This is a genomic window from Pantoea sp. Acro-807 (assembly GCF_011752675.1).
Classification (GTDB): Bacteria; Pseudomonadota; Gammaproteobacteria; order Enterobacterales; family Enterobacteriaceae; genus Pantoea; species Pantoea eucrina.
This window is the reverse complement of record NZ_VWXE01000001.1, coordinates 32495-56972: the sequence shown is the minus strand read 5'-3', so window position 1 is coordinate 56972 and position 24478 is coordinate 32495. Positions and strand designations below refer to the sequence as shown.

Here is a 24478-nt window from a genome sequence, read left to right as displayed (position 1 = left end):
TAAAGGAATATTACGCTGACTGATAAGATAAACGCGTAAAGGTCACCAGGATTAATATCAGTAAAAAAAGATCGCGATTCCGCTGTAAATCACAGCACCGCAGCGCTACAGCGACTTAGGTCAAATAATGGTTAAAATAAAATCACTTTCTGCCGATAACGCTATCAACAGAACAACCGGTGAGCCAGTAAATGATTTCCCTGCAAACCAACCTTTCTGCCCTCAACGCGGTGCAGAACACAAACAAAAGCCAGTCAGCGCTGGGAACAGCGATACGTAATCTCTCTTCCGGGATGCGTATCAATAGCGCAAGTGATGATGCGGCAGGCCAGGCGATAGCCAACCGGATGCAGAGTCAGCAGCGCGGTTTGCAGCAGGCGCAGCGCAACGCAGGCGATGGGCTGTCGCTGGTAAATACCACTGCCGGCGCTCTGGATGAGATCAATAACCGCGTTCAGCGGATCCGGCAGCTGGCGGTACAGGGACTGAACGGTACCCTTTCGCAGAGTGACGCCGACTCCATTCAGGGAGAGATCAACCTTAACCTGAAAGAGATCGACCGTCTGAACAGCACGGCTGCGTTTAATGGCATCAAAACGCTCGACGGCAGCGCCGGACAAATCGGTTTCCAGGTTGGTGCCAACGATCGTGAAAAGATTATGCTGGACCTTTCCGCGCCGGGCTTTAGCGTCGGCGCGCTGGGATTGAAAGATCTGGTGATTGGTGGCATCAGCGGCAAAGTGACGCCGGTTAACCGCGTGACCGGCCTTGCCACCAATATGAATTTCACCAATCCGGCTATTACTGTGACCTATACGCCTTCGTCAGGTGCGCCGCAGCTGATGCGCAGCAGCGCGGATAACCGGCAGTATGTGCAGAGCACCGGCGCTGACGGCAAGCCGGTATACTATCTGGCGGCGGTAAGCGCCCGCTGGGACACCGCTAACGCCGCCGGAACGGTGGCCATCAGCCGCGCCACATCCGCCCCGCTCTACAGCAGCGTAAACACCATAGCGGCGCGTGCTATTCCGGCCGTTAATTTTCAGCAATCGGATGGCACTGCGCTTGCCGCTACGCCCGCCGCGCATCTGACCGTTGATAACGGCAGCTATTATGTTGAGCAAGGCGGTCTCTATCACGCTGCCACGCTGGACTTTGGCAGCAGCGGAAATGTTATTGCGCAGGTCACCAGCGCCCCGGCAAAAAGCAGCGCCGATTTTGCTACGCCACCGGCTGCTGTAACGCAAACGCCCGCTATCGATACCAGCAGCGCCACGCTCAGCTTTACGGATGCCAGCGGAAATAGCGTGAGTAATGCGCGGCTGCTGCAGAGCGGTTCACAGTACGTGATGGAAGTTGATAACGGCGGCGGTAATTATCAATATTTTAACGCAGCGGTGGCCGCACATACTGACGAGAACGGCAGCAGCTCGCTGGCTATCAGCGCGGTCAGCAGCAGCGCTATCAACAGTTTTAGCAGCGTAAATAGCGTAACCGGTACGGCTTACGTCACGCTGGACCCGGCAAACGTTGAGTTGCGCTATACCGACGTCTCAGGCCAGAGCGCCAGCGACGTGCTGCGACTGGACGCTGACGGCAACTACTATATGGACGCGCCGGATACCGGCATTGATAAAACAGCGACCTTTGTGACCCACGACAGCAGCGGCAGTATCATGCTGAAAACGCTGCAGGGCACCGGTGATATTCAGATCTATTTTCAGGCGGGCATCTCTTCAACCACTGATGCCTCAACCAATCTGACGACGATGCGTGTTTCAGAGATGGGCGATGAGATCCGCCTGAAGCACCCGGACGATCCGCTGGCAACGCTGGATCGCGCCCTGGCGCTGATTGACAGCCGGCGCAGCCAGCTGGGTGCGATTGCCAACCGGCTGGAGTCGGCGCAGCGGCTGCAGAGCCAGAGCACAACCGATTACGCAACAGCCCGCTCGCGTATTGAAGACGCTGACTATGCGCAGGAAGTGTCAGCGATGGCGCGTCAGCAAATTCTGCAGCAGGCCGGTAACTCCGTGCTGGCAAAGGCGCAGCAGGAACCGCAGCAGGTGCTTAAGCTGCTGCAGGGGTAAGGGGCAACCGCCCCTTTTACTCGTCAGCCGGGGCGATACTGATAATATCGAACTTCGCCACGCCATCTACGCCGGTGCCGGGAGTTTTCATCATCGCAAGATCCTGCAGCACCGCTTCATGCGCCTCTTCATCTGAAGGCTCATTTTCGCTCTCCAGTATCACCTCTTCGCGCTTTTTAACGTCGCCATCCTGATGTTCATAGGTCACTTTGTATCGGGTACTCATTGCGCATTCTCCTTTTCGGGGGGAACGCTAAGTCTGGTCAACGGATGAGAATACGTCCAGCTGGGGTCTGCCGGAGGCTGTGTTATGCAGATGCTGAAAGGGGAAGAAAAATAATCTATAAGAGATGGAATTAACTGGTGCCGGAAACAGGAGTCGAACCTGCGACCTTCGCATTACGAATGCGCTGCTCTACCAACTGAGCTACACCGGCAATGGGGCGGGAACTACGGGGAGTAAAAATAGGAAATGTGACGCGCGGCGTCAAGATGCGGTGATTCAACCGCCCGCTTTTTCAGCAGCGCCGGCGCGTTTTCCACCACAAAAAAAAAGGCAAGGCCGGAGCCTCGCCAAAAAGGTGCTGGCCTTAATCGTAATAAGGCAGCTTACGATCAACACCGTTGATATTGACCAGCACAAAGCCCGAAGGGGCCGTTTTATTGGTGGGATTACCCGCTGCCGTCGCGACAGTGAGCACCCCTTTCTCATTGGCACCAATGCCTGCTACGCCGTTATGAAAACCAAAGCGTGCCGCTGGCTTCAGCGTGCCCATTTTGGTGGTATCGGTCACCACCGAAAAGTCAGTCTGGAACAGCGAGCAGGAGCCTGACTCAAAACGCGTTGGCCCGGTGGTTTTCAGGTTAATCAGCGTATCACCGCTTTTGGCGCGCAGCTTAACCCACACCACCGCATAGGTGGTGCCGACCCGGTTGTAGCGGATATCCATCACCGCAGGCTGGCCCATATGCCAGGCGTCAGCCCAGACGGTATCCAGCCGCTGCAGGTTGATCCAGGTTTTACCGGTGCCGGCCATATTGACCGGCGACGCCGCCGTGCCGGTGGGCTGGGTCGCATCCGCTTTACCAATCAGCTCCATCACCCACTGCTGGTTCGCCACCGGGAAAAAGAGCTGTCCCAGGCGATACCAGTTATCGGTATCGGTGTTATTGGTGACTTTATGGCCGCTGTAGTAACCCGTGCGCAGGGAGCCGGTGATAATAGTGCCGTGGTTCTCCTCACGCCGGTAGCCATACTCAAACGTCGAGAGCCAGCGCGTGCCCGCCAGGTCGTTGGAGATAGTGGCACCCGACTGCAGGCCAATCTGGCGCATGATCACGCGGGCGTTATTGAGGTTAAACGGCGAGCCGCAATCCTCAATGTTCAGCGTATCGATGGTCCAGCCGCCGTCGGAGAGATCGCCAGGGTTACGCGTATGCTCAATCCAGACGTTACGCATAATGCCCTGCGTCACGCGCGGCATATAGAGCGTGGCGTCACCGTAACCGGTCTGGAAGTTACAGTTGCAGATCTCAATCGCGGTGGAGTGGTCCCACTTACCTTTTGGCGAGTTTGACCAGCCGATGTCGAATACGCGCCCGTAGGTCCACAGGGTGTAGATCTGGTCAAACTTACTGTCGAGGGTATCCAGCACTTTAATGACGGTCCCGCCGCTATTCTGCGCGCGGAAACAGTAGATATTTACCGTAGAGCCTTCGATGCAGGTGTTTTCGAAGAAGGGCTGCACGTTGGTACACAGCTCGGCTGTGATAGTGCCTTTGTTGGTATTGGTATCTGCGGACGCCTGACCATGCCAGGTGATCCCTTTGATCGCGGTGCGGCGCGCCTTCACTTTGAACACCGTATTGGCGCTCTTGTCGGAAATGATCGTGGTACGCGGCAGCGAACCCAGCTCCACATCATCCCCCTGCAGGCCAAAGAAGGCGACCTCAGTATCACTGATATCTATCGGGTTAATCAGGAATTTACCGCCCGGAAAGCGCACCGGCAGATCGCGGATATTGCCGCTGTAGCCCTGGGTCCACGCCAGCATGCGTTTGAAGGGTTCGGTGTCATTGGCGTAGCCATCTCCCTTCGCACCAAAGTGGTAGACGTTGAGGTCTGCCGGGTCGTTGATCACGCGCTTCCAGTAGAAGCCATTACCGACCGCCAGCGTACCGCCATCGTCAGCCGCCGTGGTCGTCCCGATAAAACCGGTAAAGTCACCGCCACCGCGAAAGTTTGAGTCCGCATTGTAGCGGCGCAAAAACGCAGAATCGCCGTTTTTAGCAGGTGCAGTGGTACGCAGTTCAGCAAATGAATTAACTTCGATCATGTCAGCCTCCTCGGCTTATACAGGGGTATTGGAATAGCGTCAGAAGGAGCGGCGTTAGCGTGCCGGCGTGCGGCAGTGCCGATCCCAGAGATCGTTGTGATTGTTAATGGCACGCACGGTGCGAATATCCATGCGATCGGCGTCACTGCCGTGGGTATAAATGGGTGAAAACAGAGAGCAGGCGGAGTCGATAACGACCGGCGCCTCAGGGCTGGTGGTACTTCGATTGCTGCAGCTTGTCACGAGCGGCAGCATCATCAAGATTACTGTTGCTGATTTCCACACGTCGGGCCTCCTCACGCAGCTGCTGCTGCTGCTGGTTAACCGCTACCGCCTGCGCCGCTGTTTTTTCTGCGCGTTCGGTGTCTGCTTTAGCCTGCTGCTGCACTTTGCCGATCTTTTTACCGCCAGCGTAGCTGGCTACCAGCGCGGCGATGATGCCGAACAGCGCCGCCAGCCAGTGCCAGCTGCCCGCCAGCAGGGAAAGAAGAAAACTCATGATTTTTCCTCCAGCGCGCTGCGTTTTTCCGCCAGATTTTTCTGTCGCACAAACTGCGCCATAACGCCCATTGCCACCATAAAGGCACCAATTAACCCCAGGTAGTTGTGCGGCAGAACCTCTTTGACGTCCGGCGGCAGCGCGTTCCAGGCATCGAGCGCGGAAGCGGGAAAAGATTGCGCCCACGCGCTGAGCATGGAGCCGAGTGAAGCGAGCCACACTGACCAGGTTTTAAACAGCAGGCGCGCGTGTTTAACAAACTCCAGCGTGGTGAAGCGCTGCAGCAGGAGCAGCAGTATGATTGCCGCCAGTACCGCAATGATGAAGATCATCCACTTCATGTTCATAGCAGCCCCCGGTAGATGTCATAGGTGCCGCTGCGCATCGCTTCCGCATGCCGCCGGGCGCGTCCGGCGGTCTGCCGCGCCCAAAGGCTATCCAGCATGGCATTCGCTGCGGCGTCAAAGTCGCCCTGCGTGACCGAGGTGAGCATGCCGCGAAACAGCGCAAGCCCCTCCACGCCCATCTGATACGCCATGCTAATCAGCACGTCACTGCGGGCGTCGTTGCACTTCAGCAGCGCCTGGCGGATCAGTTCGCGCTGTTGCATCTCCTGCACTTTTTTCTCCACAATGCACTGCTTCCAGACGTCCCCGACGCGGCGCGGCACCTGAAAGATGTAGTTGCTCAGCGAGGCGCCCTTTGGTCCGATGCGGATGCCGCCCGCCACGGTGGGAAAGCCCTGCGTATCCAGATAGGGCGCTTCGCGATAACCCTCTTCAAAATTTAAAATGGCAATAATCTGGCTCATATCCGTTCCTTCTTTGAGGCGCAACACGGAGTACGCTGCGCACAGGGTCAGCACACTTAAACGTCACTGATCGGTCAGCCATTCGCGCACGCCAGATTCAAGCGCAACGCTCAAGCGTGGTTAAACAGTGAGCAATGTAAAAACGTTCCGTTCAGAACTGGAAAAGCAGGAGAAACTTAACGGGTAGCGTAGAGATGAACGTGGGGTAAACAGCAGTTATCGAAACTGGCGCTTTCACTGTGCGAGCGTCCCGGCGCCAGTACGGCACGCTCTACTCTGGATCGAATCTCCCGCTGACAGATACGTTCAGCAGTGCGCAGCGTGACGTCATCGCATTCGAGCCCGAGTGCGTTGTCGATAGTACGGTTCAGACGTGCGAGTGGCTGGCGTCGTCGATGACGCCGGGTTCGTGCATTACCGGTAAACGCTGATTTGCCATATTGGATAATCGCCATAACTCCTCCTGTGAATGAGTTTTTGGCGATGGGGTGGCAAACGCGGCCTTCCGGCAGAGGCCGGTGCGTCCGGTGTGCCACTGGAATCACCCACAATCCGCTTTCCCGGTCGTTAAAAAACGGCCAGGAAAAAGCAGAGAGAAGTGAAGGCAGGAGACAACTGACAACGCTGCTGAGTGCGTATCCACCCCATCCCAAAATACACTGATTTTGAGTGGGTAGTTTCGCGCTTGTGCAGCGCCTCAATTGTTTAAGAGCGGGCCCATCCGGGGGCAACGATTTCGTCCATCTATGGTCAAATTATTAACATGTTCTAATACTTTGGCAAACACCAACAGTTAATTTTTTATTTACCAGCAGTTAAATTTATGATTTCAGCCGGGTTATTTTTTTCTGCCGATGCCGGCAACGGCTCAGCCCAGGATCTGATAATCACGTGCCTGGCTCATGATGACGCGGGCGATCACCTGCAGAGAATCGGCTTCATCCAGCGTCAGATACCAGGTCTCATAGCGCTTGTTATCTGAGATAACGGCCACTTTTTTATGCTGCAATTGCAGGCGTTTGAGATAGAGCTGATCGTCAAGCGTAAACAGATAAATTCCATCGCCATCAAAGTGATGTACGCTGATATCGACAAACAGCTGATCGCGCGGTGCGAAGGTGCCGGCCATTGAATCGCTGTTCAGCGCAATAAGCCGGATGCTTTCTGCCGGGCGGCCATTAAACAGCACGCGCGCCTCATCCAGACCATATTCTATCGCCTGAATGGTCTCTACCAGCTCATCGCGCGCGGCAATGCCCTGCGCGCTGCGCTGGCCGATATCCAGGCTCTCCACGCGGAACATATGCCCGGCGGAGAGCAGACGCTGCTGCGAAAGCCCGGCATCCGGTTTCTCCATACCAAACTGCAGCCACTCCACGCGCACGCCCAGCAGATCGCTTAGCGCTAACAGATTCCCGTCATCCGGAATCGACTGACCGTTGAACCATTTCCATACCCCCGGCGTTGAAATTTTGCATCCTCTTTGCTGCAACGCCTGTGCAACCTGTTTGTTTCGTCCATGTCCGACAATTCCCGCACTTTCGCATGCGGCAATCAGCCTGGCAGTAAAAGCGTGTTTTGTACTCTCTTTTTTAACCATCAGTTAATTGTCTGCCATCAGTAAAAGACTGAATGTTATTTTGGTTTTTGCTACCAGTTCATTTTATATTACCGCTAGTTTACTACCCACGCGATATTATCAATGAAGCTGGAGGATCATTATCCTCGCCCGTCTGCGCTAAACCAGCAATGAATGTGTGACAGCTTGTTCTGACTGAGGTTTTCAGGAATCTTCTGTTAAACCCGGACCAGCGCTTACACAAAAAAATGGGTGAAAAGCGGCTGACGCGCCACAGATGACAGATAAATTTCAGAAAGCTGTGATATTGAGTGGATCTAAAGCAAAAAAAATGGGTACCTGTACAGGTACCCATCTGAGGCGGGCAGGACGGCTAGCGGCGCAGCGTATCGTCGCCCCAGCCAATCCATTTGTAGGTGGTCAGCGCTTCCAGCCCCATCGGACCGCGCGCGTGCAGTTTTTGCGTACTGACTGCCACCTCAGCGCCCAGACCAAACTGGCCGCCGTCGGTGAAACGGGTACTGGCGTTGACGTAGACCGCAGAAGAGTCCACCTGCTGAACAAACGCATTCGCGTGCCGGATGCTGCGCGTCAGAATGCCGTCGGAGTGCTGGGTGCCATATTCACGAATGTGCGCAATCGCCTCATCCATGTCCGCTACCCGCTTCACGTTGAGATCGTTTGACAGCCACTCATCGCGATAGTGCGCCTCGCTCACTGCGACGACGCTGGCCGGCCCTGTCTGCAGCTGCGCCAGAATATTGGCATCGCCGTGCAGCGTAATCTTTTCCTGCGCCATACGCTGCAGGAAAGCTGGCAGGAAACGATCGAGTTGATCCTGATGGATCAGCAGCGTCTCCAGCGAGTTGCAGGCGCTCGGCCGCTGTTTTTTGGCGTTAACGATGATCTCAAGCGCCGGCGCGATCTCCATCGTCTCATCAAGATAGAGATGGCAGACGCCGATACCACCGGTGATCACCGGGATAGTGGAGTGTTCACGGCACAGCTTATGCAGCCCTGCCCCGCCGCGCGGGATCAGCATATCGACATAGCGATCCAGCTTCAGCAGCTGACTGACCAGCTCGCGATCCGGATTTTCAATCGCCTGTATGGCCCCGGCTGGCAGGTTGTGCTTTACCAGCGCACGCTGAATGACTCTGACCGTGGCCGCATTGGTGCGCCATGTCTCTTTACCGCCGCGCAGGATGGCTGCGTTGCCGGTTTTCAGGCAGAGAGCCGCCACATCAACGGTGACGTTCGGACGCGCTTCGTAAATAACGCCCACTACGCCGAGCGGCACACGACGCCGTTCAATACGCAGGCCGCTGTCGAGCTGGCCCCCGTCAATAAGCTGTCCGACCGGATCGGCCAGCTGGCAGACCTGCCGCACATCATCGGCGATACTCTTCAGCCGCTGCGGCGTCAGCGTCAGGCGATCGAGCAGTGCCGCGCTCATGCCGCTCTGCCGCGCGTCGGCCAGATCCTGTTCATTCGCCGCCAGAATCTCTGCGTGATCCGCCTCCAGCCCTTCAGCCAGGGTGAGCAACACCTGATTTTTCTCTGCGGTGGAGAGCGCCGCCAGCGCGTACGATGCCGCCCGCGCCGCCTTACCCATTTCCTCTAACATTTTCTGCTCCTTAGCTGACAACCATGTCGTCGCGATGCACGGCAACCGGGCCATATTCATAACCGAGAATATCACCGATCTCCTGGCTGTGATGTCCGGCGATCATGCGCATCGCATCGCTGTTGTAACGCGTCACGCCGTGGGCGATATCGCGTCCCTGCAGGTTGCGGATCCGGATCACCTCACCGCGTGAGAAATTTCCCTGCACCTCGCGGATGCCTTTAGGCAGCAGCGAACTGCCGCGCTCCAGCACCGCCGCCAGGGCACCATCATCAATGGTGATTTCGCCGGCCGGCGGCGCGCCGAAGATCCAGCGCTTGCGGTTCTCCAGCGGCGACTGCTGCGCGTGAAAGCGCGTGCCAACCGGTTTGCCGTTCAGCACATCGCTAATCACATCGGGACGGCTGCCGGCAGCGATAATCACATCGATGCCGGCGCGACAGGCGACATCCGCAGCCTGCAGTTTGGTTGCCATACCACCGGTGCCTAATCCTGACACGCTGCCGCCCGCCAGCGTCCGCAGCGCATCATCAATCTGGTGCACGTCGCTAATCAGCTGCGCCTCCGGATTCGTGCGCGGATCGGCGGTAAACAGCCCCTGCTGATCGGTCAGCAGCAGCAGTTTGTCCGCTCCGCCCAGCATTGCCGCCAGCGCCGAGAGGTTGTCGTTATCGCCAACTTTAATTTCCGCCGTAGCGACCGCATCGTTTTCGTTAATCACCGGAACGATGTGGTTATCCAGCAGCGCGCGCAGCATATCGCGCGCATAAAGAAAGCGTTCGCGATCTTCCATATCCGCGCGCGTCAGCAGCATCTGCCCGATATGGATGCCATAAATAGAGAACAGCTGCTCCCACAGCTGGATCAGACGGCTCTGCCCCACCGCAGCCAGCAGCTGCTTTGAGGCGATGGTCGGTGGCAGTTCGGGATAGCCAAGGTGTTCACGTCCGGCCGCAATCGCGCCGGAGGTGACAATAACAATGCGATGTCCCGCCGCGTGCATTTGTGCACACTGGCGAACCAGCTCCACCATGTGCGCCCGATTCAGCCGGCGCGAACCGCCGGTGAGAACGCTGGTACCCAATTTGACCACCAGGGTCTGACTGCCACTCATATTTTCCTGCCATCTGAGAAAAAATCCGCGAACGGACGTTTTATCAGGAGTCAGCAAGGAAGCCAACAGCCACGCCGGGAAAAGCGCGAATTTCCGCAGGCCAGTCAGCACAACTTAACCGCCTCGTTCACCCCGATTGCGCAAATCTGTCATAAAACCTTCATCAGCGATCGGTAAAACGTCCCGTGTTTTACAAACCTTTTCACGGGTACATACTTTTTTTACTCATCGGGATTGATAGCAAATGAAGAAAAGCACACTGGCACTGGTTGTTTCCGCACTGGCTTTGGCCACAACGGCACAAGCCGCAGAAATTTATAATAAAGACGGCAACAAACTGGATCTCTACGGTCGCGTAAAAGGGATGCATTATTTCAGTGACAATGCAGGCGCGGACGGTGATAAAACTTACGTGCGTCTCGGGTTTAAAGGTCAGACGCAGATCAACGATCTGATGACGGGTTACGGCCAGTGGGAATATCAGTTTCAGGGCAACCGCTCTGAAGGCAGTGACGCGAACAACGGCAACAAAACCCGTCTCGGCTTTGCCGGCCTGAAATTTGGCGACTACGGCTCAATCGATTATGGCCGTAACTACGGCGTGCTGTATGACGTGGAAGCCTGGACCGACGTCTTCCCTGAGTTCGGGGGTGACGGCACCGCGCGCACCGATAACTTTATGGCGGCGCGCACGTCAGGCGTGGCAACTTACCGCAACAGTAATTTCTTTGGTCTGGTGGATGGCCTGCGCTTCGCCCTGCAGTATCAGGGTAAAAACGACGCCGACAGCGCGAACAGCCGCGGCAGCGCAGCGGATACCAGCACCCAGAACGGCGACGGCTACGGCGCATCCCTGGGCTACACCATTGGCGATAGCGGCGTCAGCCTGATGTCAGCCATTACCTCATCCGATCGCACCAGTCAGCAGCAGCAGGCCGGCCTGCTCGGACGCGGCGACAAAGCGGAGTCCTGGGGAGCCGGTATCAAATATGATGCCAACGCCCTCTACCTGGCGTCCATCTACACCGAGACGCGCAACATGACGCCAATCGGCACGCGCGGCTTTGCCAACAAAGCGCAGAACATTGAAATGGTGGCGCAGTATCAGTTCGATTCCGGTCTGCGTCCGTCACTCGGCTATGTACAGACCAAAGGCAAGGATATTGAAGGCGTGGGTGATGAAGACCTGGTGAAATATGTTGATCTGGGCCTGACGTACTACTTCAATAAAAACATGTCGACCATGGTGGATTACAAAATCAATCAGCTGGGTGACAACAACAAGCTGGGGCTGAACAATGACGATGTGGTGGCCGTTGCGCTGACCTATCAGTTCTGATTACCCGCTGCGGTATCGACACCCTGACAACGCAAGAGCCGGCGCATGACCGGCTCTTTTTTTTACGTTATGCGCTCAGCTTAACCGGCTCTTCTTTAAAACCAGCTGCGGGACGCAGATCGAGCTTCTGCTCGTGCAGCATCGCTTTCAGCCGCTCATGAAAGTTACGCAGGGTGCTCTCTACACGCTCGTTGTTCTCTTTACCTTTAATGGTTGTCATACTCCAGTCGCCCTCTTTATCAAACAGGCCGAAGTGATATTCGTAGGTAAAGTGATCGCTGTGCGCATCCAGCGTCATCCACCAGCCCCAGAACTCGCGGCTCTCCGGTGCAGGCTTTACGTTAACGCAGGCGGCCAGGCAGTCAAAAAAGAAACGCGTATCTTCGCATTTTCCTTCACGGATGTACGGCCCCAATTCGGTGAAGCGCTTAAGCAGGCGACTACGGGGGTGACCACTCGGTAACGTCATGCTAATTCTCTCCCTCAAATAAACCGTAAAAAAAGCAGCGCGCTGAGCAAAAGGCGCAGCGCGTAATATGCCGACATTAAGTTTTAGCAGAGGTTTTGTGTTTTGCCAGTTACCGCTGCAACTGTTTGCTGAGCCAGTCACAGATCTGATTCAGCGCTTTCTCAAAACTGTGAAATACCGGTGAAGCCGGGATAGCCAGCGTTTTGCCCTGCGCCGACGAACCGGCAATCAGGCGTGAGTCCTCCTCCGGGCTGAAAAGATCGTCCGGCCAGTAAGCGGCCAGCATCGGCACCGGGGTGCGGCGTCCCAGCAGCCCCTGTACCTTCAGCGAATAGCGATTCAGCTCAATGCGCAGGTTGCTGTCGGACGTTGACGCCATACCCAGCCGGCTCGCCAGCATATCCATATACATGTCCGGCAGCTGCTGCTGACGCGCCGCGTCAACAAACACGCCGTGTACCATCGCGCCCAGCGTGGCCACGGCACGGATACGCGGTACTTCAAGCCAGGCGAGTCGGGTCGCAATATTGGCACCAAAGCGGTAGCCAAACAGCGCCACGCGGGTGTGATCGATCCACGGCACGTTGCTGAGCTCGCGCAGAACCTGCTGATGCAGATGGCTGGTGTCCTGGTTTAGCGTCCATTTACTGCTATAGCCAACCGATGGCATATCCAGCGTCAGCATAGCGATACCGCGCGGGGCCAGGTAGTCATGAAACAGCCGATAGTGATCGCTCTGCAGCGAATCAAGCCCCCCGCACAGCATCACGGTGGGATAAGGTGCGCTGGCCTGCGCCGGCATATGCAGAAACCCGGTAACCGGGCTGCCGCCACTGACGGGAAACGTCAGCGATTTCAGCTCGCCCGGCAGCCGCCGGGTCGCCTCTTCATAGGCGCGATTAGCCAGCACCTGCGCCTGATCGGCCAGCTCATCGCCTTTAATGTAGGGATAGGCCGCGAGGCTGTAGAGATTCGCCGCATGCAGCCACTGCTGGCCCGCTTCATCATGCTGCTCGCTCTGCATCGCCCGCTGCTGCCAGAGCGCCGCCTGCTTTGACCACTCAAAATTCCAGTTGCCGCCGCGATAGCCGATTACCGTATCCAGCAGCGCCTCATCGGTGTGTTCAAAGCGGCTGACGGCGATGCGCGCCAGGACTTCGCTGATCTCCTGCGGTGACAGGCCGCGCCATGTCCAGAGCAGCTTGTTAAGCATGCGATACCAGCCGCGCTGAGTATCCCCCTCCAGCGCGTTATGCACCTGTGCGGTAGCGTGATGCTGGCGGCGCACCAGGGAAGAGGTTTCGGGATGTTTAAAACGCGGCTTGAATAACTCTTCGCTAAGATTTTTTTCGGCCATCTGATGGTTTCTCCTGCGGCGGTCGCATAGATGGCTATGAGTTTACTGCACCCGCCCCGGCTGCGCGAGGCGCGAATAGCACAACGCCCGGCTTAACCGGGCGTTGTTTGCGTTGCATCAATCAGCTTTTGACGATTGGCGGAATATAGACCACGCCCATGTCCCACGGCTGTTCGATCCAGGTGTTCTGCGGGATATCCACAATGTAATCATCCACCAGCGCGCGGCCAGCAGGCTTGGCGAAGATGGTGCAGAAACGCGCTTTCGGATACATATCACGGATCGCCTGCGCAGTGCCGCCGGTGTCGACCAGATCGTCGATAACGATAAAGCCTTCACCGTCGCCTTCGGCGCGCTTCAGCACTTTCATTTCGCGCTGGTGATCGTGATCGTAACTGGAGATGCAAACGGTATCGACGTAGCGAATACCCAGCTCACGCGCCAGCAGCGATGCCGGAACCAGACCGCCGCGGCTTACCGCGATGATGCCTTTCCACTGTTCCACAGGAAGCAGGCGCTGGGCCAGTTTACGGGCATGAATCTGCAGCATGTCCCAGGTTACGACGTATTTTTCGCTCATAAAAGGAATCCCAACCACCAAAAGTGGCTTAAAAATATGCAAGGGGGAAAAGGTTGCGCGAGATTATAAGGATCTGACGCGTTAAAAACCAGCATCCGTCACACTGGTTGCAGGTTTTTAGCGCGCCTGATGACGCGCCTGCGAATAAAGGGTGATATTCTCTGGCTCATCACGTCAGATGAGCTGACGGCGATCTTAAACCGGAAACTGCGTGCGAGCGGCCTGTCCGCCACGCTGATACAGGAGACGCGTTGTGTCTGAATTGTCTCAACTCTCCCCGCAGCCGCTGTGGGATATCTTCGCCAAAATCTGCTCCATTCCCCACCCTTCTTATCATGAAGAGGCGCTGGCTGAATATGTGGTCAGCTGGGCCAAAGAGCAAAATTTCTGGGTCGAACGCGATCGGGTCGGTAATATTCTGATCCGCAAACCTGCCACGCCCGGCATGGAAAACCGCACGCCGGTTGCCCTGCAGGCGCACCTGGATATGGTGCCGCAAAAGAACAACGATACCGCCCACGATTTCACGAAAGATCCGATTCAGCCGTGGGTGGACGGCGAATGGGTGAAAGCGCGCGGCACCACGCTGGGTGCAGATAACGGTATCGGCATGGCGTCAGCGCTGGCGGTACTGGCTGACAACAGCCTGACGCACGGCCCGCTGGAAGTGCTGCTGACCATGACCGAAGAGTCGGGCATGGATGGCGCGTTTGGCCTGCAGCCGGACTGGCTGCAGGCAGAGATCCTGATCAACACCGACTCTGAAGAAGAGGGTGAGATCTACATGGGTTGCGCGGGCGGCATCGACTTTATTACCACGCTGCCGCTGAGTCGCGAAGCGGTGCCAGCCGGCTATGAAACGCTGAAGCTGACGCTTAAAGGTCTGAAAGGTGGTCATTCCGGTGCGGATATCCATCTTGGTCTCGGCAACGCGAACAAACTGCTGGCGCGTTTCCTGGCCGCCCATGCCCGCGAGCTGGATCTGCGTCTGATCGACTTTACCGGCGGCACGCTGCGTAACGCGATCCCGCGTGAAGCCTTTGCCACGCTGGCCGTAGAGAGCCACAAAGTAGACGCGCTGAAATCTGCGGCGATGCACTTCCAGGCCATACTGCTCAACGAGCTCGGCAGCAAAGAGAAGCATATTGTGCTGCAGACCGAGCCGCTGGCGCAGCAGGCAGAGGCGCTGAGCGCAGAGAGCCGCGATCGCTTTATCAACCTGCTCAACAGCACCCCTAACGGCGTGATCCGTAATTCAGACGTGGCGAAGGGCGTGGTTGAAACCTCACTGAACGTGGGGGTGGTCAGCATGGATCAGGCTAACGCTGAAATCATCTGCCTGATCCGTTCGCTGATCGATACCGGCAGAGAGTGGGTGGTAGAGACGCTGACCTCGCTGGGCGCGCTGGCGGGCGCGCAGACTGCGCCAAAAGGCGGTTATCCGGGCTGGCAGCCTGACGCTGACTCACCGGTCATGGCGCTGACGCGCACCACCTACGAAGCGCTGTTTGGCAAAACGCCAAACATTCAGGTGATCCATGCCGGTCTGGAGTGTGGCCTGTTCAAGAAACCGTATCCGCATATGGATATGGTCTCTATCGGACCGACCATTACCGGCCCGCACTCGCCGGATGAGCAGGTGCATATTGAGAGCGTTGGCCTCTACTGGAAGCTGCTCACTGCGCTACTGAACGCGATTCCGGCAAAAGCGTAATCGATGCCGCTCCCCTGTCCGCTTGCCGGGCGGGGGAGATTTCAGAGTCCCAGCAGCAGCTGACGCTCCAGCTGCGGGTCCACCAGCGTAACGTGCAGTCCCACCAGCCTTACTCCGCGATCTGCCCGACGCGCCTCCCAGACCTGACGCGCCACCGCCACCATATCCTCTTTATTCAGCACCGCCCAGACGTGCTCCTGCGTGGTCTGCTGAAAATCGCTGAACTTAAATTTCACCCCCTGCCGGGCGATCTGCTTATCTGGCCGGATAGCCCCCAGACGGCGATCCAGCTCCGCATAGAGGTAGTCGATAATCGGCAGGCACTGCTCCCAGTGGTGGATATCTTCCGGCAGCGTACGCTCTACCCCCAGCGACTTACGTTCACGTTCGACGATCACTTCGCGGTCATCGATGCCGTTGCTGCGTTCCCAGAGCGAGCGGCCAAACTTTCCGAACCGCTTCAGCAGCAGCGCCAGATCGGCGCGCTGCACGTCAGCACAGGTACGCAGCCCCATCTCTTCCAGCTTTTTGGTCGCCACTTTGCCCACGCCCGGGATCTTGCTGAGCGGCAGCTCATGCAGAAACGCCGGCACCGCCTGCGGGGTGATCACATACTGGCCGTCAGGCTTATTAAGGTCGGAGGCGATTTTCGCCAGAAATTTGATCGGTGCGATGCCGGCTGACGCGGTCAGTCCGGTTTCGCGCAGAATATCCGCGCGGATCGCCTGCGCCATCAGCGTCGCCGACCCCTGGCAGTGCAGACTGCTGGTGACATCCAGATAGGCTTCATCCAGCGAGAGCGGTTCAATCAGCGGCGTGTAGCGGAGAAAGATGTCGCGGATCTGTCGCGAGGCTTCTTTATAGGCGTCAAAGCGTCCCGGCAGCAGGCGCAGGTGCGGACAGAGACGCAGCGCGGTCGAGGTCGGCATGGCGCTGCGCACGCCATATTTGCGCGCCGGATAGTTAGCGGTACTGATCACTCCGCGCTGAACGCGGTTGCCGCCAATCGCGATAGGGATATCCCGCAACGACGGATCGTCACGCATCTCAACCGCTGCGTAAAAGCAGTCCATATCGACATGAATGATTTTGCGCATACCCCCTCCGGACACTGGCTAAGTATACAGTAGCGAAGGCGTTGAGCAATCGTCATCGGCACCGATGCCGCGCCTGAGCGCTTTTACTCCCCGATGCATCACAACTTTGCGCCATTTTGTTGCCCGCTATCTTGATTAAAAGCCAGACAATGTTAATGTTGCGCAGCGATAGCGGATATTTCCGATAATGCAACTGAGTGACGCTGCGCGTCTGAGTTTTTCTTCACTTCAAGGTACACACAGAATGGGCAGAATCGCACTGCTGTTCGCGATGATTCTTATGCCAGTCCTTAGCTGGGCAATCACACCTGAACCCGCACAGCCGCTGGCTCCGGTAAGCAAAGAGTTAAAAAAACAACTGCTGGGTACACCGGTGTTTATTCAGATTTTCAAAGAAGAGCGTACGCTGGAGCTCTATGGCAAAATCGGTAATGAATATCGCCTGCTGGACAGCTATCGCATCTGTAATTTTTCCGGCGGACTCGGTCCCAAGCGCCGCCAGGGCGACTTCAAAAGTCCGGAAGGTTTCTACAACGTCAAACTCAATCAGCTGAAACCTGACAGCCGCTTTTACCGCGCCATCAATACCGGTTTTCCTAACCAGTACGATCGCAGCAAGGGCTATAACGGCAACTATCTGATGATTCACGGCGACTGCGTTTCCGTGGGCTGCTACGCCATGACCAACGGCTCAATGGATGAGATTTTCAACTACGTTAATGCGGCCCTGCGTAACGGCCAGCAGGAGATGCAGCTGAATATTTATCCGTTCCGCATGACGGAAAGCAATCTTCAGCGTCATCGCTATTCGACCTACATCGATTTCTGGCGCGAACTGCAGCCGGGCTACGCCTATTTTGCTAAATATCACGTACCGCCCAGCGTTAACGTCACCGCAACGGGTCAGTATGCGGTGAACAACACGCCGGTACTTTCTGCACCGGACGCGGCGTCCAAATCATTCCTGGCGCTCACCCAGGCAAAATAGTGCCCACTCGCCTGGCGCTATCCGGTGCCAGGTTTCATTTCCGGTCAGCGGCTGCGTGGCGATAACCGTCACCACATCATGCGGCGTGGTCTGCTGCTGGAAATCGATCTCCACATCCTGATCCAGCAGGCGCGCTTTACCAAACGGCGCGCGCCGCGTGATCCAGTAGAGATTGGTGGAGCAGAACGCCATCAGATAGCGACCATCCGATAGCAGCATATTGAAAACGCCCTTTTCACGCAGCTCGCCGGCGATTTCAGCGATATAGCGGAACACGGCGGGCCAGTTACCTGGCGTGCGCGGATAGCGCGCCTGCAGCTGTGAGAGGATCCAGCAAAACGCCTTTTCACTGTCGGTCTCCCCCACCGGGCGGAAGTGGCCGCTGTCGAGCTGGCGATAGCCTTTAAGCTGTCCGTTGTGCGCGTAAGTCCAGTTGCGGCCCCACAGCTCGCGGGTAAACGGATGGGTATTCTCCAGCGAGACTTCGCCCCGGTTTGCCTGACGGATATGCGCGACCACCGAGTGCGATTTGATCGGATACTCCTGCACCAGGCGGGCAACCGGTGAATTTACGCTCGGCAGCGGATCTTTAAATGTGCGGCACCCTTTACCTTCATAAAAGGCGATACCCCAGCCATCTTTATGCGGTCCGGTACCGCCGCCGCGCTGCACCAGTCCGGTAAAACTGAAACAGATATCCGTAGGGACATTGGCGCTCATCCCAAGCAATTCGCACATAGCTTCCCCCCTTCTCACCCCTCCCGGCATGCGGGAAGGCAGCGTAAATTACTTAACCATCTCTTTTTCAATCAGCAGCATCAGGATATGGATCACTTTAATGTGGATCTCCTGGATGCGATCGGCATAGCCGAAATGCGGAACCCGGATCTCAATATCCGCACTGCCCGCCATTTTGCCGCCATCTTTGCCGGTCAGGGTGATCACTTTCATTCCCTGCGCGCGCGCGGCCTCAATCGCTTTGATGATGTTAGCGGAGTTGCCGGAAGTGGAGAGCCCCAGCAGCACATCGCCTTCGCGCCCGACCGCTTCCACGTAGCGCGAAAACACATGGTCATAGCCGAAGTCGTTGCTGACGCAGGAGAGATGGCTGACATCAGAAATCGCAATCGCCGGGTAGCCAGGACGATTTTCGCGATAGCGGCCGGTCAGCTCCTCGGCAAAATGCATCGCGTCACAGTGCGATCCCCCGTTACCGCAGGAGAGCACTTTTCCGCCCGCTTTGAAACTATCTGCCAGCAGCACCGCAGCGCGCTGAATAGCGTGGATGTTCGCGTCGTCACTCAAAAATCGGGTCAGGGTGTCGGCGGCTTCGTTGAGTTCCGAGCGAATGATGTCCTGATACATAAGAGATGTCCTTTAGCGGAGAGGTTAACCCGGCAAGTTTAACGGAATGCCACAGGGGCGCAAAGCGCTGGCAGCAGTGAAAACGCGTCTGCCACAGCGTAGCCAGGCGATAAATGCGCCAGCCGCGATGATTTTGTGAGCCTGGTTGTAATTGTGATGTAAAGGAATTGCTTATTAAGAGCGGCTGCTCTAAACCTGTGACTAACAGGTCAGACCTCTTACTACTTACGGAGCGATTCACTATGCTGCTGGTTTCCATTGTGGCGACGCTACTGCTGGTTAGCGCCCTCTTTTATCATCAGATATCTCTGCGTCTGAGCAGCGCCATCCTGCTGCTCTGGACCGCTGCCATGGCCTTAACCGGCCTCTGGAGCGCCTGGCTGCTGCTGCCGCTGGCGCTGGTCCTGCTGCCGCTTAACCTGACGTCGCTGCGCCAGCGCCTGTTTTCAAAACCAGCCCTGCGGGGCTTTCGTAACGTCATGCCGCCGATGTCACGCACAGAGCAGGAAGCGATCGATGCCGGCACGACCTGGTGGGAAGGCGACCTGTTTCAGGGCAAGCCGGACTGGCAGAAGCTGCACAACTATCCGCGCCCGCACCTCACCGCTGAGGAGCAGGCGTTTCTGGATGGTCCGGTTGAGGAAGCGTGCCGTATGGCAAACGACTTCGCGATTACTCATGAGCTGGCCGATTTGCCGCCGGAGCTGTGGGCCTATCTGAAGCAGCACCGCTTTTTCGCCATGATCATCAAAAAAGAGTATGGCGGACTGGAGTTTTCCGCTTATGCGCAGGCGCGCGTGTTGCAGAAGCTGGCTGGCGTCTCCGGTATTCTGGCAATCACCGTCGGCGTACCGAACTCTCTGGGACCGGGCGAACTGCTGCAGCATTACGGTACTGAGGAGCAGAAAGATCACTATCTGCCCCGTCTGGCACGCGGCGATGAGATCCCCTGCTTTGCCCTGACCAGCCCGGAAGCGGGTTCTGATGCGGGCGCCATTCCTGATACCGGGGTGGTCTGCATGGGCGAGTGGCAGGGTCAGCAGGTGCTGGGCATGCGCCTGACCTGGAACAAACGCTATATTACGCTGGCACCGGTTGCCACCGTGCTGGGCCTGGCGTTTAAACTCTCCGATCCCGATGGTCTGCTGGGCGATAACCCGGAGCCGGGAATTACCTGTGCACTGATCCCGACCCATACGCCGGGCGTGGAGATTGGTAATCGCCACTTCCCGCTCAACGTGCCGTTCCAGAACGGCCCGACGCGCGGCAACAACATTTTCGTGCCGATTGACTATATCATCGGCGGCCCGGCGATGGCCGGTCAGGGCTGGCGCATGCTGGTCGAGTGCCTCTCGGTCGGGCGCGGCATCACCCTGCCCTCTAACTCCACCGGCAGTCTGAAAAGCGTGGCGCTGGCCACCGGCGCTTATGCGCACATCCGCCGTCAGTTCAAAGTGGCGATTGGTAAAATGGAAGGTATTGAAGAGCCGCTGGCGCGTATTGCCGGTAATGCTTACGTTATGGACGCGGCCGCCACGCTGATCACCACCGGCATTATGCAGGGTGAAAAGCCCGCCGTGCTCTCTGCGATTGTGAAGTATCACTGCACCCACCGCGGCCAGCGCGCCATTATTGACGCGATGGATATCGCGGGCGGCAAAGGCATTATGCTCGGAGATAACAACTTCCTCGCCCGCGCCTATCAGGGTGCGCCAATCGCCATTACGGTTGAGGGCGCTAATATCCTGACGCGCAGCATGATTATCTTCGGCCAGGGTGCCATTCGCTGCCATCCCTGGGTGCTTAAAGAGATGGACGCGGCGGCGAAGAACGATCTCTCCCGCTTTGACCACGCGCTGTTCAGCCATATCGGTCACGTCGGCAGCAGCGCGGTACGCAGCCTGTGGCTCGGCCTGACCAACGGCCGCACCAGCGCCGCGCCGACGCGTGACGCCACGCGCCACTACTATCAGCAGCTTAATCGTCTGAGCGCGAACCTGGCGCTGCTCTCCGATATCTCCATGGCGGTGCTCGGCGGCAGCCTGAAGCGGCGCGAGCGCATCTCTGCCCGCCTTGGCGATGTGCTGAGCCAGATGTATCTGGCCTCCGCCACGCTGAAACGCTATGACGAAGAAGGCCGCCATGAGGCCGATCTGCCGCTGGTGCACTGGGGCGTGCAGGATGCGCTGCATCAGGCAGAAGTGGCGATGGACGATCTGCTGCGTAACTTCCCGAACCGTCTGGCCGCCGGTGCGCTGCGCCTGGCTATCTTCGCCGGCGGCAAACGCTGCCTGCCGCCGTCAGACAAACTTGATCATAAACTGGCGAAGCTGCTGCAGCTGCCTTCTGCCACCCGCTCCCGCCTTGGCCGCGGTCAGTATCTGACGCCAGCTGAGCATAATCCGGCGGGCCAGCTGGAGCAGGCGCTGCAGGATGTGATGGCGGCAGAAGTGATCCACGATCGCCTCTGTCAGCAACAGAAAAAGCATCTCTCCTTTACCCGCCTTGATGCGCTGGCGCAGCGGGCGCTGAAAGAGGGGCTGATCGACGAGAGCGAAGCGCAGGTGCTGATCCGCGCAGAAGCAAGCCGGCTGAAAGCCATTAATGTGGATGAGTTCGTGCCGGAAGCCCTGGCCGCACCGAAGCCACAACCCCGGCCGCGGGCGCAGCCCAGCGAAGCGGCATAATCCCGACACCAGGTGCCAGACGCCTCCTTACGGAGGCGTTTTTTTTGCCTGCGCCAGCGCCTACGCGGCCTGGCGAATGCGGGCAACCAGCGCCTCTTCATCCGCAATATGGTCAGCGGCCAGCATCAGGGTGCGCCCCAGCGCCAGCGCGCTGTGCAGACAGGCGTTGCGCATCTCCTCATCATCAATACCGGAAAAATCACTCAGCGTGATAGCGCTGAGGCTGCGCCGGATCAGCGCTGCACCGCTGTAGCCGAGAGCGTCATGCCAGACCGACTGCAGCAGCAGCTGGTCACATCCGGGCCAGCTGAAGAGCGCTTCGCTGCCCACCCGGCGACGAAAGCCAGCGGAAAATCCGCGCCACAGCTGCTGAACCGCCTGCAGATGCTGCTCGCGCGCATCGGCGGCTTCGCGCAGCGGCAGCTGGCCGGGGGCAGCGCAGTAGTGGATCAGCAGTTCGCTTAACGCCCCGCTGACGGCAAAACCGACAGGCGCAGCGCAGCCGTGCTCAGGCAGCAGCGTTTCCGGACGGGTAAGAAAACGCCAGCGCAGTACACCGAGGATTTGCTGCAGCGCCTCATCCTGCTGCAGCTCCGCCGCCAGCCCCTGCAGCGTAACCGGCACCGTCGCGGGCTGCCAGTTGAACAGCTGTTCCGCCAGCCGGCGTGCCGCTCCGTCATTTATCCCGGTTGATGCCGCCAGCAAAGTTTGCGCCAGCGCCTCGCCGGCGGCGCTGTTGTCATGAGGTTGTGCCATTACCTGCTCCTGTAAAAGCTGCATTTAGCCATCTAAGCGTCTCGATTGCCAAAGAGTAGCATCCTGATTATAGTGTCAGCAATACAGGGTTTCTTATCACGCTGCTTACGCGCAAGGCCAGCTTACTATGACGCCATTTGATCTTATTCCCGACAGCAAGCTTCCCGCGACCGGCACCACGATCTTTACGCAGATGAGCGCGCTTGCCGCCAGGCACAGCGCCATTAACCTTTCTCAGGGATTTCCCGATTTCAGCGGCCCCGCACTGCTGCAGGCGCGGCTGGCGCATCACGTCAGTCAGGGAGCCAATCAGTATGCGCCGATGATCGGCACGCCGGAACTGCGCGACGCCATAGCGGATAAAACCGCCGGGCTTTATGGCTACCGGCCCGACGCTGGCAGCGACATTACCGTGACCAGCGGGGCGACGGAAGCGCTCTACGCTGCCATTACCGCGCTGGTGCGCCCCGGCGACGAAGTGATCTGCTTTGACCCCAGCTACGACAGCTATGCGCCCGCGGTAACGCTGGCGGGCGGCGTGATGCAGCGCATCGCCCTGCAGCCGCCTGAGTTTCGCGTCCCCTGGCCTGCGTTTCGCGATCGGCTCAGCGCACGTACGCGGCTGGTGATCCTGAATACGCCGCACAATCCCTCCGCTACCGTGTGGCAGCAGAGCGATCTGGAGGCGCTGTGGCAGGCGATTGCGGATCGGGAGATTTATGTGCTGAGCGATGAAGTGTATGAGCATATCTGTTTCAGCACGGCAGGCCACGCCAGCGTGCTGGCGCATGCCGGACTGCACCAGCGCGCGGTCACCGTCTCCTCATTTGGCAAGACGTATCATATGACCGGCTGGAAAGTGGGCTACGCCATAGCGCCACCCGCTATCAGCGCCGAGCTGCGTAAGGTACATCAGTACCTGACCTTTTCCGTCAATACTCCGGCCCAGCTGGCGCTGGCGGATATGCTGCGTCAGCAGCCGGAACACTACCGGACGCTGCCTGAGTTTTACCGCGCGCGGCGCGATCGTCTGACGCAGGCGCTGGCAGCCAGTCGCTTTCAGGTATTACCCTGTGAAGGCACCTATTTTTTACTGCTGGACTACAGCGCGATCTCCGATCTCGATGACGTCAGCTTCTGCGAGTGGCTGACCAGAGAGGCGGGCGTCGCTGCTATCCCGCTGTCGGTGTTCTGCGCTGATCCTTTCCCGCACCGGCTGATCCGCCTGTGCTTTGCCAAACAAGAGGCGACGCTTGACGCCGCCGCGGAGCGCCTGTGCAAACTTTGAAGATGACCCTGCTGCAGCAGCCGCTGAGCTGGATGAACGGCGCCGCTAACCTGCGTCACTTTGATCGGCTGCTGGAAAATCTGAGCGGACGCGATGTGATTGTGCTGCCGGAGATGTTTACGACCGGCTTTGCCATGGAGGCGGCACAGGCTTCGCTGCCGCAGCAGGAGGTGGTGGCCTGGCTGCAGCATCACGCGCGGGCCACCCAGGCGCTGATCGGCGGCAGCGCGGCCATTCAGACAGAAGCGGGTGCGGTAAACCGGTTTCTGCTGGTGGAGCCAGACGGCACGCTGCATCAGTATGACAAACGCCATCTGTTTCGTATGGCGGAGGAGCATCAGCACTATCTGCCGGGCGAACGCCGGGAGTTGGTTTACTGGCGCGGCTGGCGCATTCTCCCGCAGATTTGCTACGACCTGCGCTTTCCGGTGTTTTCCCGCAACCGCAACGATTACGATCTGGCGCTCTATGTGGCCAACTGGCCGGCTCCACGCGCGCATCACTGGCAGGCGCTGCTGATGGCGCGCGCCATCGAAAATCAGGCGTATATCGCCGGCTGTAACCGGGTGGGCAGCGACGGCAATCATCATCGCTACCGCGGCGACAGCCAGATTATCTCACCGCAGGGGGAGATCCTCGCAGCCGCTGAACCGTTCACCCCGGCACGTCTGGATGCGGAGCTGTCGCTGGAGGCGCTGCAGGCGTACCGCGAGCGCTTTCCGGCGTGGCGCGATGCTGATACGTGGACGCTGGGCTGAGCGACTGCGGCTGACAACAGGCAA

Annotated in this window: 24 protein-coding genes and 1 tRNA gene; 7 read left to right on the top strand and 18 right to left on the bottom strand. The window is 58.0% G+C overall.

The features are described from left to right. Positions 1–191: 191 nt before the first annotated feature. The gene (locus tag F3J39_RS00295) at positions 192–2090 is read left to right on the top strand and encodes a flagellin (RefSeq protein WP_166713738.1); all 1899 of its coding nucleotides are present in this window, start codon (positions 192–194) and stop codon (positions 2088–2090) included. A gap of 16 nt (positions 2091–2106) precedes the next feature. Here F3J39_RS00295 and F3J39_RS00290 read toward each other — a convergent pair whose 3' ends face one another. The 11 genes from F3J39_RS00290 to proB form a co-directional block, all read right to left on the bottom strand. Then, entirely contained in the window at positions 2107–2316 is a 210-nt protein-coding gene (locus tag F3J39_RS00290; RefSeq protein WP_039382899.1) for a hypothetical protein, read from the bottom strand. A gap of 135 nt (positions 2317–2451) precedes the next feature. After that, positions 2452–2527: transfer RNA gene (locus F3J39_RS00285), tRNA-Thr, on the bottom strand. A 153-nt stretch (positions 2528–2680) separates the two neighbouring features. Continuing rightward, entirely contained in the window at positions 2681–4426 is a 1746-nt protein-coding gene (locus F3J39_RS00280; RefSeq protein ID WP_145339285.1) for an amylovoran biosynthesis protein AmsF, read from the bottom strand. Between the two features lie 54 nt (positions 4427–4480). Next, positions 4481–4669, bottom strand: a complete 189-nt coding sequence (locus tag F3J39_RS00275; protein WP_128083791.1) for a hypothetical protein — start codon at positions 4667–4669, stop codon at positions 4481–4483. Then, positions 4632–4925, bottom strand: coding sequence for a hypothetical protein (locus F3J39_RS00270; RefSeq protein WP_039382893.1), 294 nt, complete (start codon positions 4923–4925; stop codon positions 4632–4634). The genes F3J39_RS00275 and F3J39_RS00270 overlap by 38 nt, the downstream gene beginning before the upstream one ends. Next, positions 4922–5266: a hypothetical protein gene (locus tag F3J39_RS00265; RefSeq protein WP_175540454.1), complete on the bottom strand. Its 345-nt coding sequence runs from the start codon at positions 5264–5266 to the stop codon at positions 4922–4924. Before F3J39_RS00265 ends, F3J39_RS00270 begins: the two co-directional genes overlap by 4 nt. 2 nt (positions 5267–5268) lie before the next feature. Then, complete coding sequence (locus tag F3J39_RS00260; protein WP_039382888.1) at positions 5269–5736, bottom strand: glycoside hydrolase family protein; 468 nt, start codon at positions 5734–5736, stop codon at positions 5269–5271. A gap of 176 nt (positions 5737–5912) precedes the next feature. Beyond that, positions 5913–6191 (bottom strand): hypothetical protein, encoded by a 279-nt coding sequence (locus F3J39_RS00255; RefSeq protein WP_071668492.1) that lies wholly within the window; start codon positions 6189–6191, stop codon positions 5913–5915. 413 nt (positions 6192–6604) lie between these two features. Then, the gene (locus F3J39_RS00250; protein WP_039382885.1) at positions 6605–7336 is read right to left on the bottom strand and encodes an XRE family transcriptional regulator; all 732 of its coding nucleotides are present in this window, start codon (positions 7334–7336) and stop codon (positions 6605–6607) included. A gap of 352 nt (positions 7337–7688) precedes the next feature. Further along, positions 7689–8942, bottom strand: coding sequence for a glutamate-5-semialdehyde dehydrogenase (gene proA / locus F3J39_RS00245; RefSeq protein ID WP_233499594.1), 1254 nt, complete (start codon positions 8940–8942; stop codon positions 7689–7691). A gap of 10 nt (positions 8943–8952) precedes the next feature. Further along, positions 8953–10056: a glutamate 5-kinase gene (gene proB, locus F3J39_RS00240; protein ID WP_039382881.1), complete on the bottom strand. Its 1104-nt coding sequence runs from the start codon at positions 10054–10056 to the stop codon at positions 8953–8955. 244 nt (positions 10057–10300) lie between these two features. Here proB and ompC point away from each other — a divergent pair, with 244 nt between their 5' ends. Then, positions 10301–11395 (top strand): porin OmpC, encoded by a 1095-nt coding sequence (gene ompC / locus F3J39_RS00235; RefSeq protein ID WP_166713737.1) that lies wholly within the window; start codon positions 10301–10303, stop codon positions 11393–11395. 67 nt (positions 11396–11462) lie between these two features. Here the strand turns inward: ompC and crl are convergent, their stop codons facing one another. The 3 genes from crl to gpt form a co-directional block, all read right to left on the bottom strand. Continuing rightward, positions 11463–11864 (bottom strand): sigma factor-binding protein Crl, encoded by a 402-nt coding sequence (gene crl / locus F3J39_RS00230; protein WP_166713736.1) that lies wholly within the window; start codon positions 11862–11864, stop codon positions 11463–11465. Between the two features lie 109 nt (positions 11865–11973). Next, positions 11974–13221: an esterase FrsA gene (gene frsA / locus F3J39_RS00225; protein ID WP_039382875.1), complete on the bottom strand. Its 1248-nt coding sequence runs from the start codon at positions 13219–13221 to the stop codon at positions 11974–11976. A 121-nt stretch (positions 13222–13342) separates the two neighbouring features. Then, entirely contained in the window at positions 13343–13801 is a 459-nt protein-coding gene (gpt, locus tag F3J39_RS00220; protein ID WP_007887137.1) for a xanthine phosphoribosyltransferase, read from the bottom strand. 253 nt (positions 13802–14054) lie between these two features. On the opposite strand from gpt, the gene pepD reads away from it, so the two are divergent. Then, positions 14055–15515, top strand: a complete 1461-nt coding sequence (gene pepD, locus F3J39_RS00215; protein WP_039382873.1) for a beta-Ala-His dipeptidase — start codon at positions 14055–14057, stop codon at positions 15513–15515. A gap of 41 nt (positions 15516–15556) precedes the next feature. Here pepD and dinB read toward each other — a convergent pair whose 3' ends face one another. Next, positions 15557–16612 (bottom strand): DNA polymerase IV, encoded by a 1056-nt coding sequence (gene dinB, locus F3J39_RS00210; RefSeq protein ID WP_071668489.1) that lies wholly within the window; start codon positions 16610–16612, stop codon positions 15557–15559. A gap of 244 nt (positions 16613–16856) precedes the next feature. Here dinB and dpaA point away from each other — a divergent pair, with 244 nt between their 5' ends. Further along, positions 16857–17600 carry a peptidoglycan meso-diaminopimelic acid protein amidase gene (gene dpaA, locus F3J39_RS00205; protein WP_039382866.1) on the top strand — a complete coding sequence of 248 codons (744 nt, stop codon included), beginning with the start codon at positions 16857–16859 and terminating at the stop codon, positions 17598–17600. On the opposite strand, the gene F3J39_RS00200 is transcribed toward dpaA, so the two are convergent. Continuing rightward, on the bottom strand, positions 17571–18338 hold the full coding sequence (locus tag F3J39_RS00200; protein WP_039382863.1) for a class II glutamine amidotransferase: 768 nt from the start codon (positions 18336–18338) through the stop codon (positions 17571–17573). The two genes, dpaA and F3J39_RS00200, sit on opposite strands and share 30 nt — an antisense overlap. A gap of 48 nt (positions 18339–18386) precedes the next feature. After that, on the bottom strand, positions 18387–18965 hold the full coding sequence (lpcA, locus tag F3J39_RS00195) for a D-sedoheptulose 7-phosphate isomerase (RefSeq protein ID WP_065650032.1): 579 nt from the start codon (positions 18963–18965) through the stop codon (positions 18387–18389). Positions 18966–19207: 242 nt separating this feature from the next. On the opposite strand from lpcA, the gene fadE reads away from it, so the two are divergent. After that, positions 19208–21652, top strand: coding sequence for an acyl-CoA dehydrogenase FadE (gene fadE, locus F3J39_RS00190; protein ID WP_108570221.1), 2445 nt, complete (start codon positions 19208–19210; stop codon positions 21650–21652). A 60-nt stretch (positions 21653–21712) separates the two neighbouring features. Here fadE and F3J39_RS00185 read toward each other — a convergent pair whose 3' ends face one another. Next, on the bottom strand, positions 21713–22408 hold the full coding sequence (locus F3J39_RS00185; protein WP_166713735.1) for a hypothetical protein: 696 nt from the start codon (positions 22406–22408) through the stop codon (positions 21713–21715). Between the two features lie 127 nt (positions 22409–22535). Here F3J39_RS00185 and F3J39_RS00180 point away from each other — a divergent pair, with 127 nt between their 5' ends. Then, entirely contained in the window at positions 22536–23696 is a 1161-nt protein-coding gene (locus F3J39_RS00180) for a pyridoxal phosphate-dependent aminotransferase (protein ID WP_039382853.1), read from the top strand. Beyond that, a complete protein-coding gene (locus tag F3J39_RS00175; protein ID WP_139239664.1) occupies positions 23684–24454 on the top strand; it encodes an amidohydrolase in 771 nt (256 codons plus the stop codon). Before F3J39_RS00180 ends, F3J39_RS00175 begins: the two co-directional genes overlap by 13 nt. Positions 24455–24478: the final 24 nt, after the last annotated feature.

What these genes read in the sequence shown, in the direction of transcription:
- F3J39_RS00295 (WP_166713738.1), top strand. Translation starts at nt 192, where the DNA reads ATGATTTCCCTGCAAACCAACCTTTCTGCCCTCAACGCGGTGCAGAAC.
- F3J39_RS00290 (WP_039382899.1), bottom strand. Translation starts at nt 2,316, where the DNA reads ATGAGTACCCGATACAAAGTGACCTATGAACATCAGGATGGCGACGTT.
- F3J39_RS00280 (WP_145339285.1), bottom strand. Translation starts at nt 4,426, where the DNA reads ATGATCGAAGTTAATTCATTTGCTGAACTGCGTACCACTGCACCTGCT.
- F3J39_RS00270 (WP_039382893.1), bottom strand. Translation starts at nt 4,925, where the DNA reads ATGAGTTTTCTTCTTTCCCTGCTGGCGGGCAGCTGGCACTGGCTGGCG.
- F3J39_RS00265 (WP_175540454.1), bottom strand. Translation starts at nt 5,266, where the DNA reads ATGAAGTGGATGATCTTCATCATTGCGGTACTGGCGGCAATCATACTG.
- F3J39_RS00260 (WP_039382888.1), bottom strand. Translation starts at nt 5,736, where the DNA reads ATGAGCCAGATTATTGCCATTTTAAATTTTGAAGAGGGTTATCGCGAA.
- F3J39_RS00255 (WP_071668492.1), bottom strand. Translation starts at nt 6,191, where the DNA reads ATGGCGATTATCCAATATGGCAAATCAGCGTTTACCGGTAATGCACGA.
- F3J39_RS00250 (WP_039382885.1), bottom strand. Translation starts at nt 7,336, where the DNA reads ATGGTTAAAAAAGAGAGTACAAAACACGCTTTTACTGCCAGGCTGATT.
- proA (WP_233499594.1), bottom strand. Translation starts at nt 8,942, where the DNA reads ATGTTAGAGGAAATGGGTAAGGCGGCGCGGGCGGCATCGTACGCGCTG.
- proB (WP_039382881.1), bottom strand. Translation starts at nt 10,056, where the DNA reads ATGAGTGGCAGTCAGACCCTGGTGGTCAAATTGGGTACCAGCGTTCTC.
- ompC (WP_166713737.1), top strand. Translation starts at nt 10,301, where the DNA reads ATGAAGAAAAGCACACTGGCACTGGTTGTTTCCGCACTGGCTTTGGCC.
- crl (WP_166713736.1), bottom strand. Translation starts at nt 11,864, where the DNA reads ATGACGTTACCGAGTGGTCACCCCCGTAGTCGCCTGCTTAAGCGCTTC.
- frsA (WP_039382875.1), bottom strand. Translation starts at nt 13,221, where the DNA reads ATGGCCGAAAAAAATCTTAGCGAAGAGTTATTCAAGCCGCGTTTTAAA.
- gpt (WP_007887137.1), bottom strand. Translation starts at nt 13,801, where the DNA reads ATGAGCGAAAAATACGTCGTAACCTGGGACATGCTGCAGATTCATGCC.
- dinB (WP_071668489.1), bottom strand. Translation starts at nt 16,612, where the DNA reads ATGCGCAAAATCATTCATGTCGATATGGACTGCTTTTACGCAGCGGTT.
- dpaA (WP_039382866.1), top strand. Translation starts at nt 16,857, where the DNA reads ATGGGCAGAATCGCACTGCTGTTCGCGATGATTCTTATGCCAGTCCTT.
- F3J39_RS00200 (WP_039382863.1), bottom strand. Translation starts at nt 18,338, where the DNA reads ATGTGCGAATTGCTTGGGATGAGCGCCAATGTCCCTACGGATATCTGT.
- lpcA (WP_065650032.1), bottom strand. Translation starts at nt 18,965, where the DNA reads ATGTATCAGGACATCATTCGCTCGGAACTCAACGAAGCCGCCGACACC.
- fadE (WP_108570221.1), top strand. Translation starts at nt 19,208, where the DNA reads ATGCTGCTGGTTTCCATTGTGGCGACGCTACTGCTGGTTAGCGCCCTC.
- F3J39_RS00185 (WP_166713735.1), bottom strand. Translation starts at nt 22,408, where the DNA reads ATGGCACAACCTCATGACAACAGCGCCGCCGGCGAGGCGCTGGCGCAA.
- F3J39_RS00180 (WP_039382853.1), top strand. Translation starts at nt 22,536, where the DNA reads ATGACGCCATTTGATCTTATTCCCGACAGCAAGCTTCCCGCGACCGGC.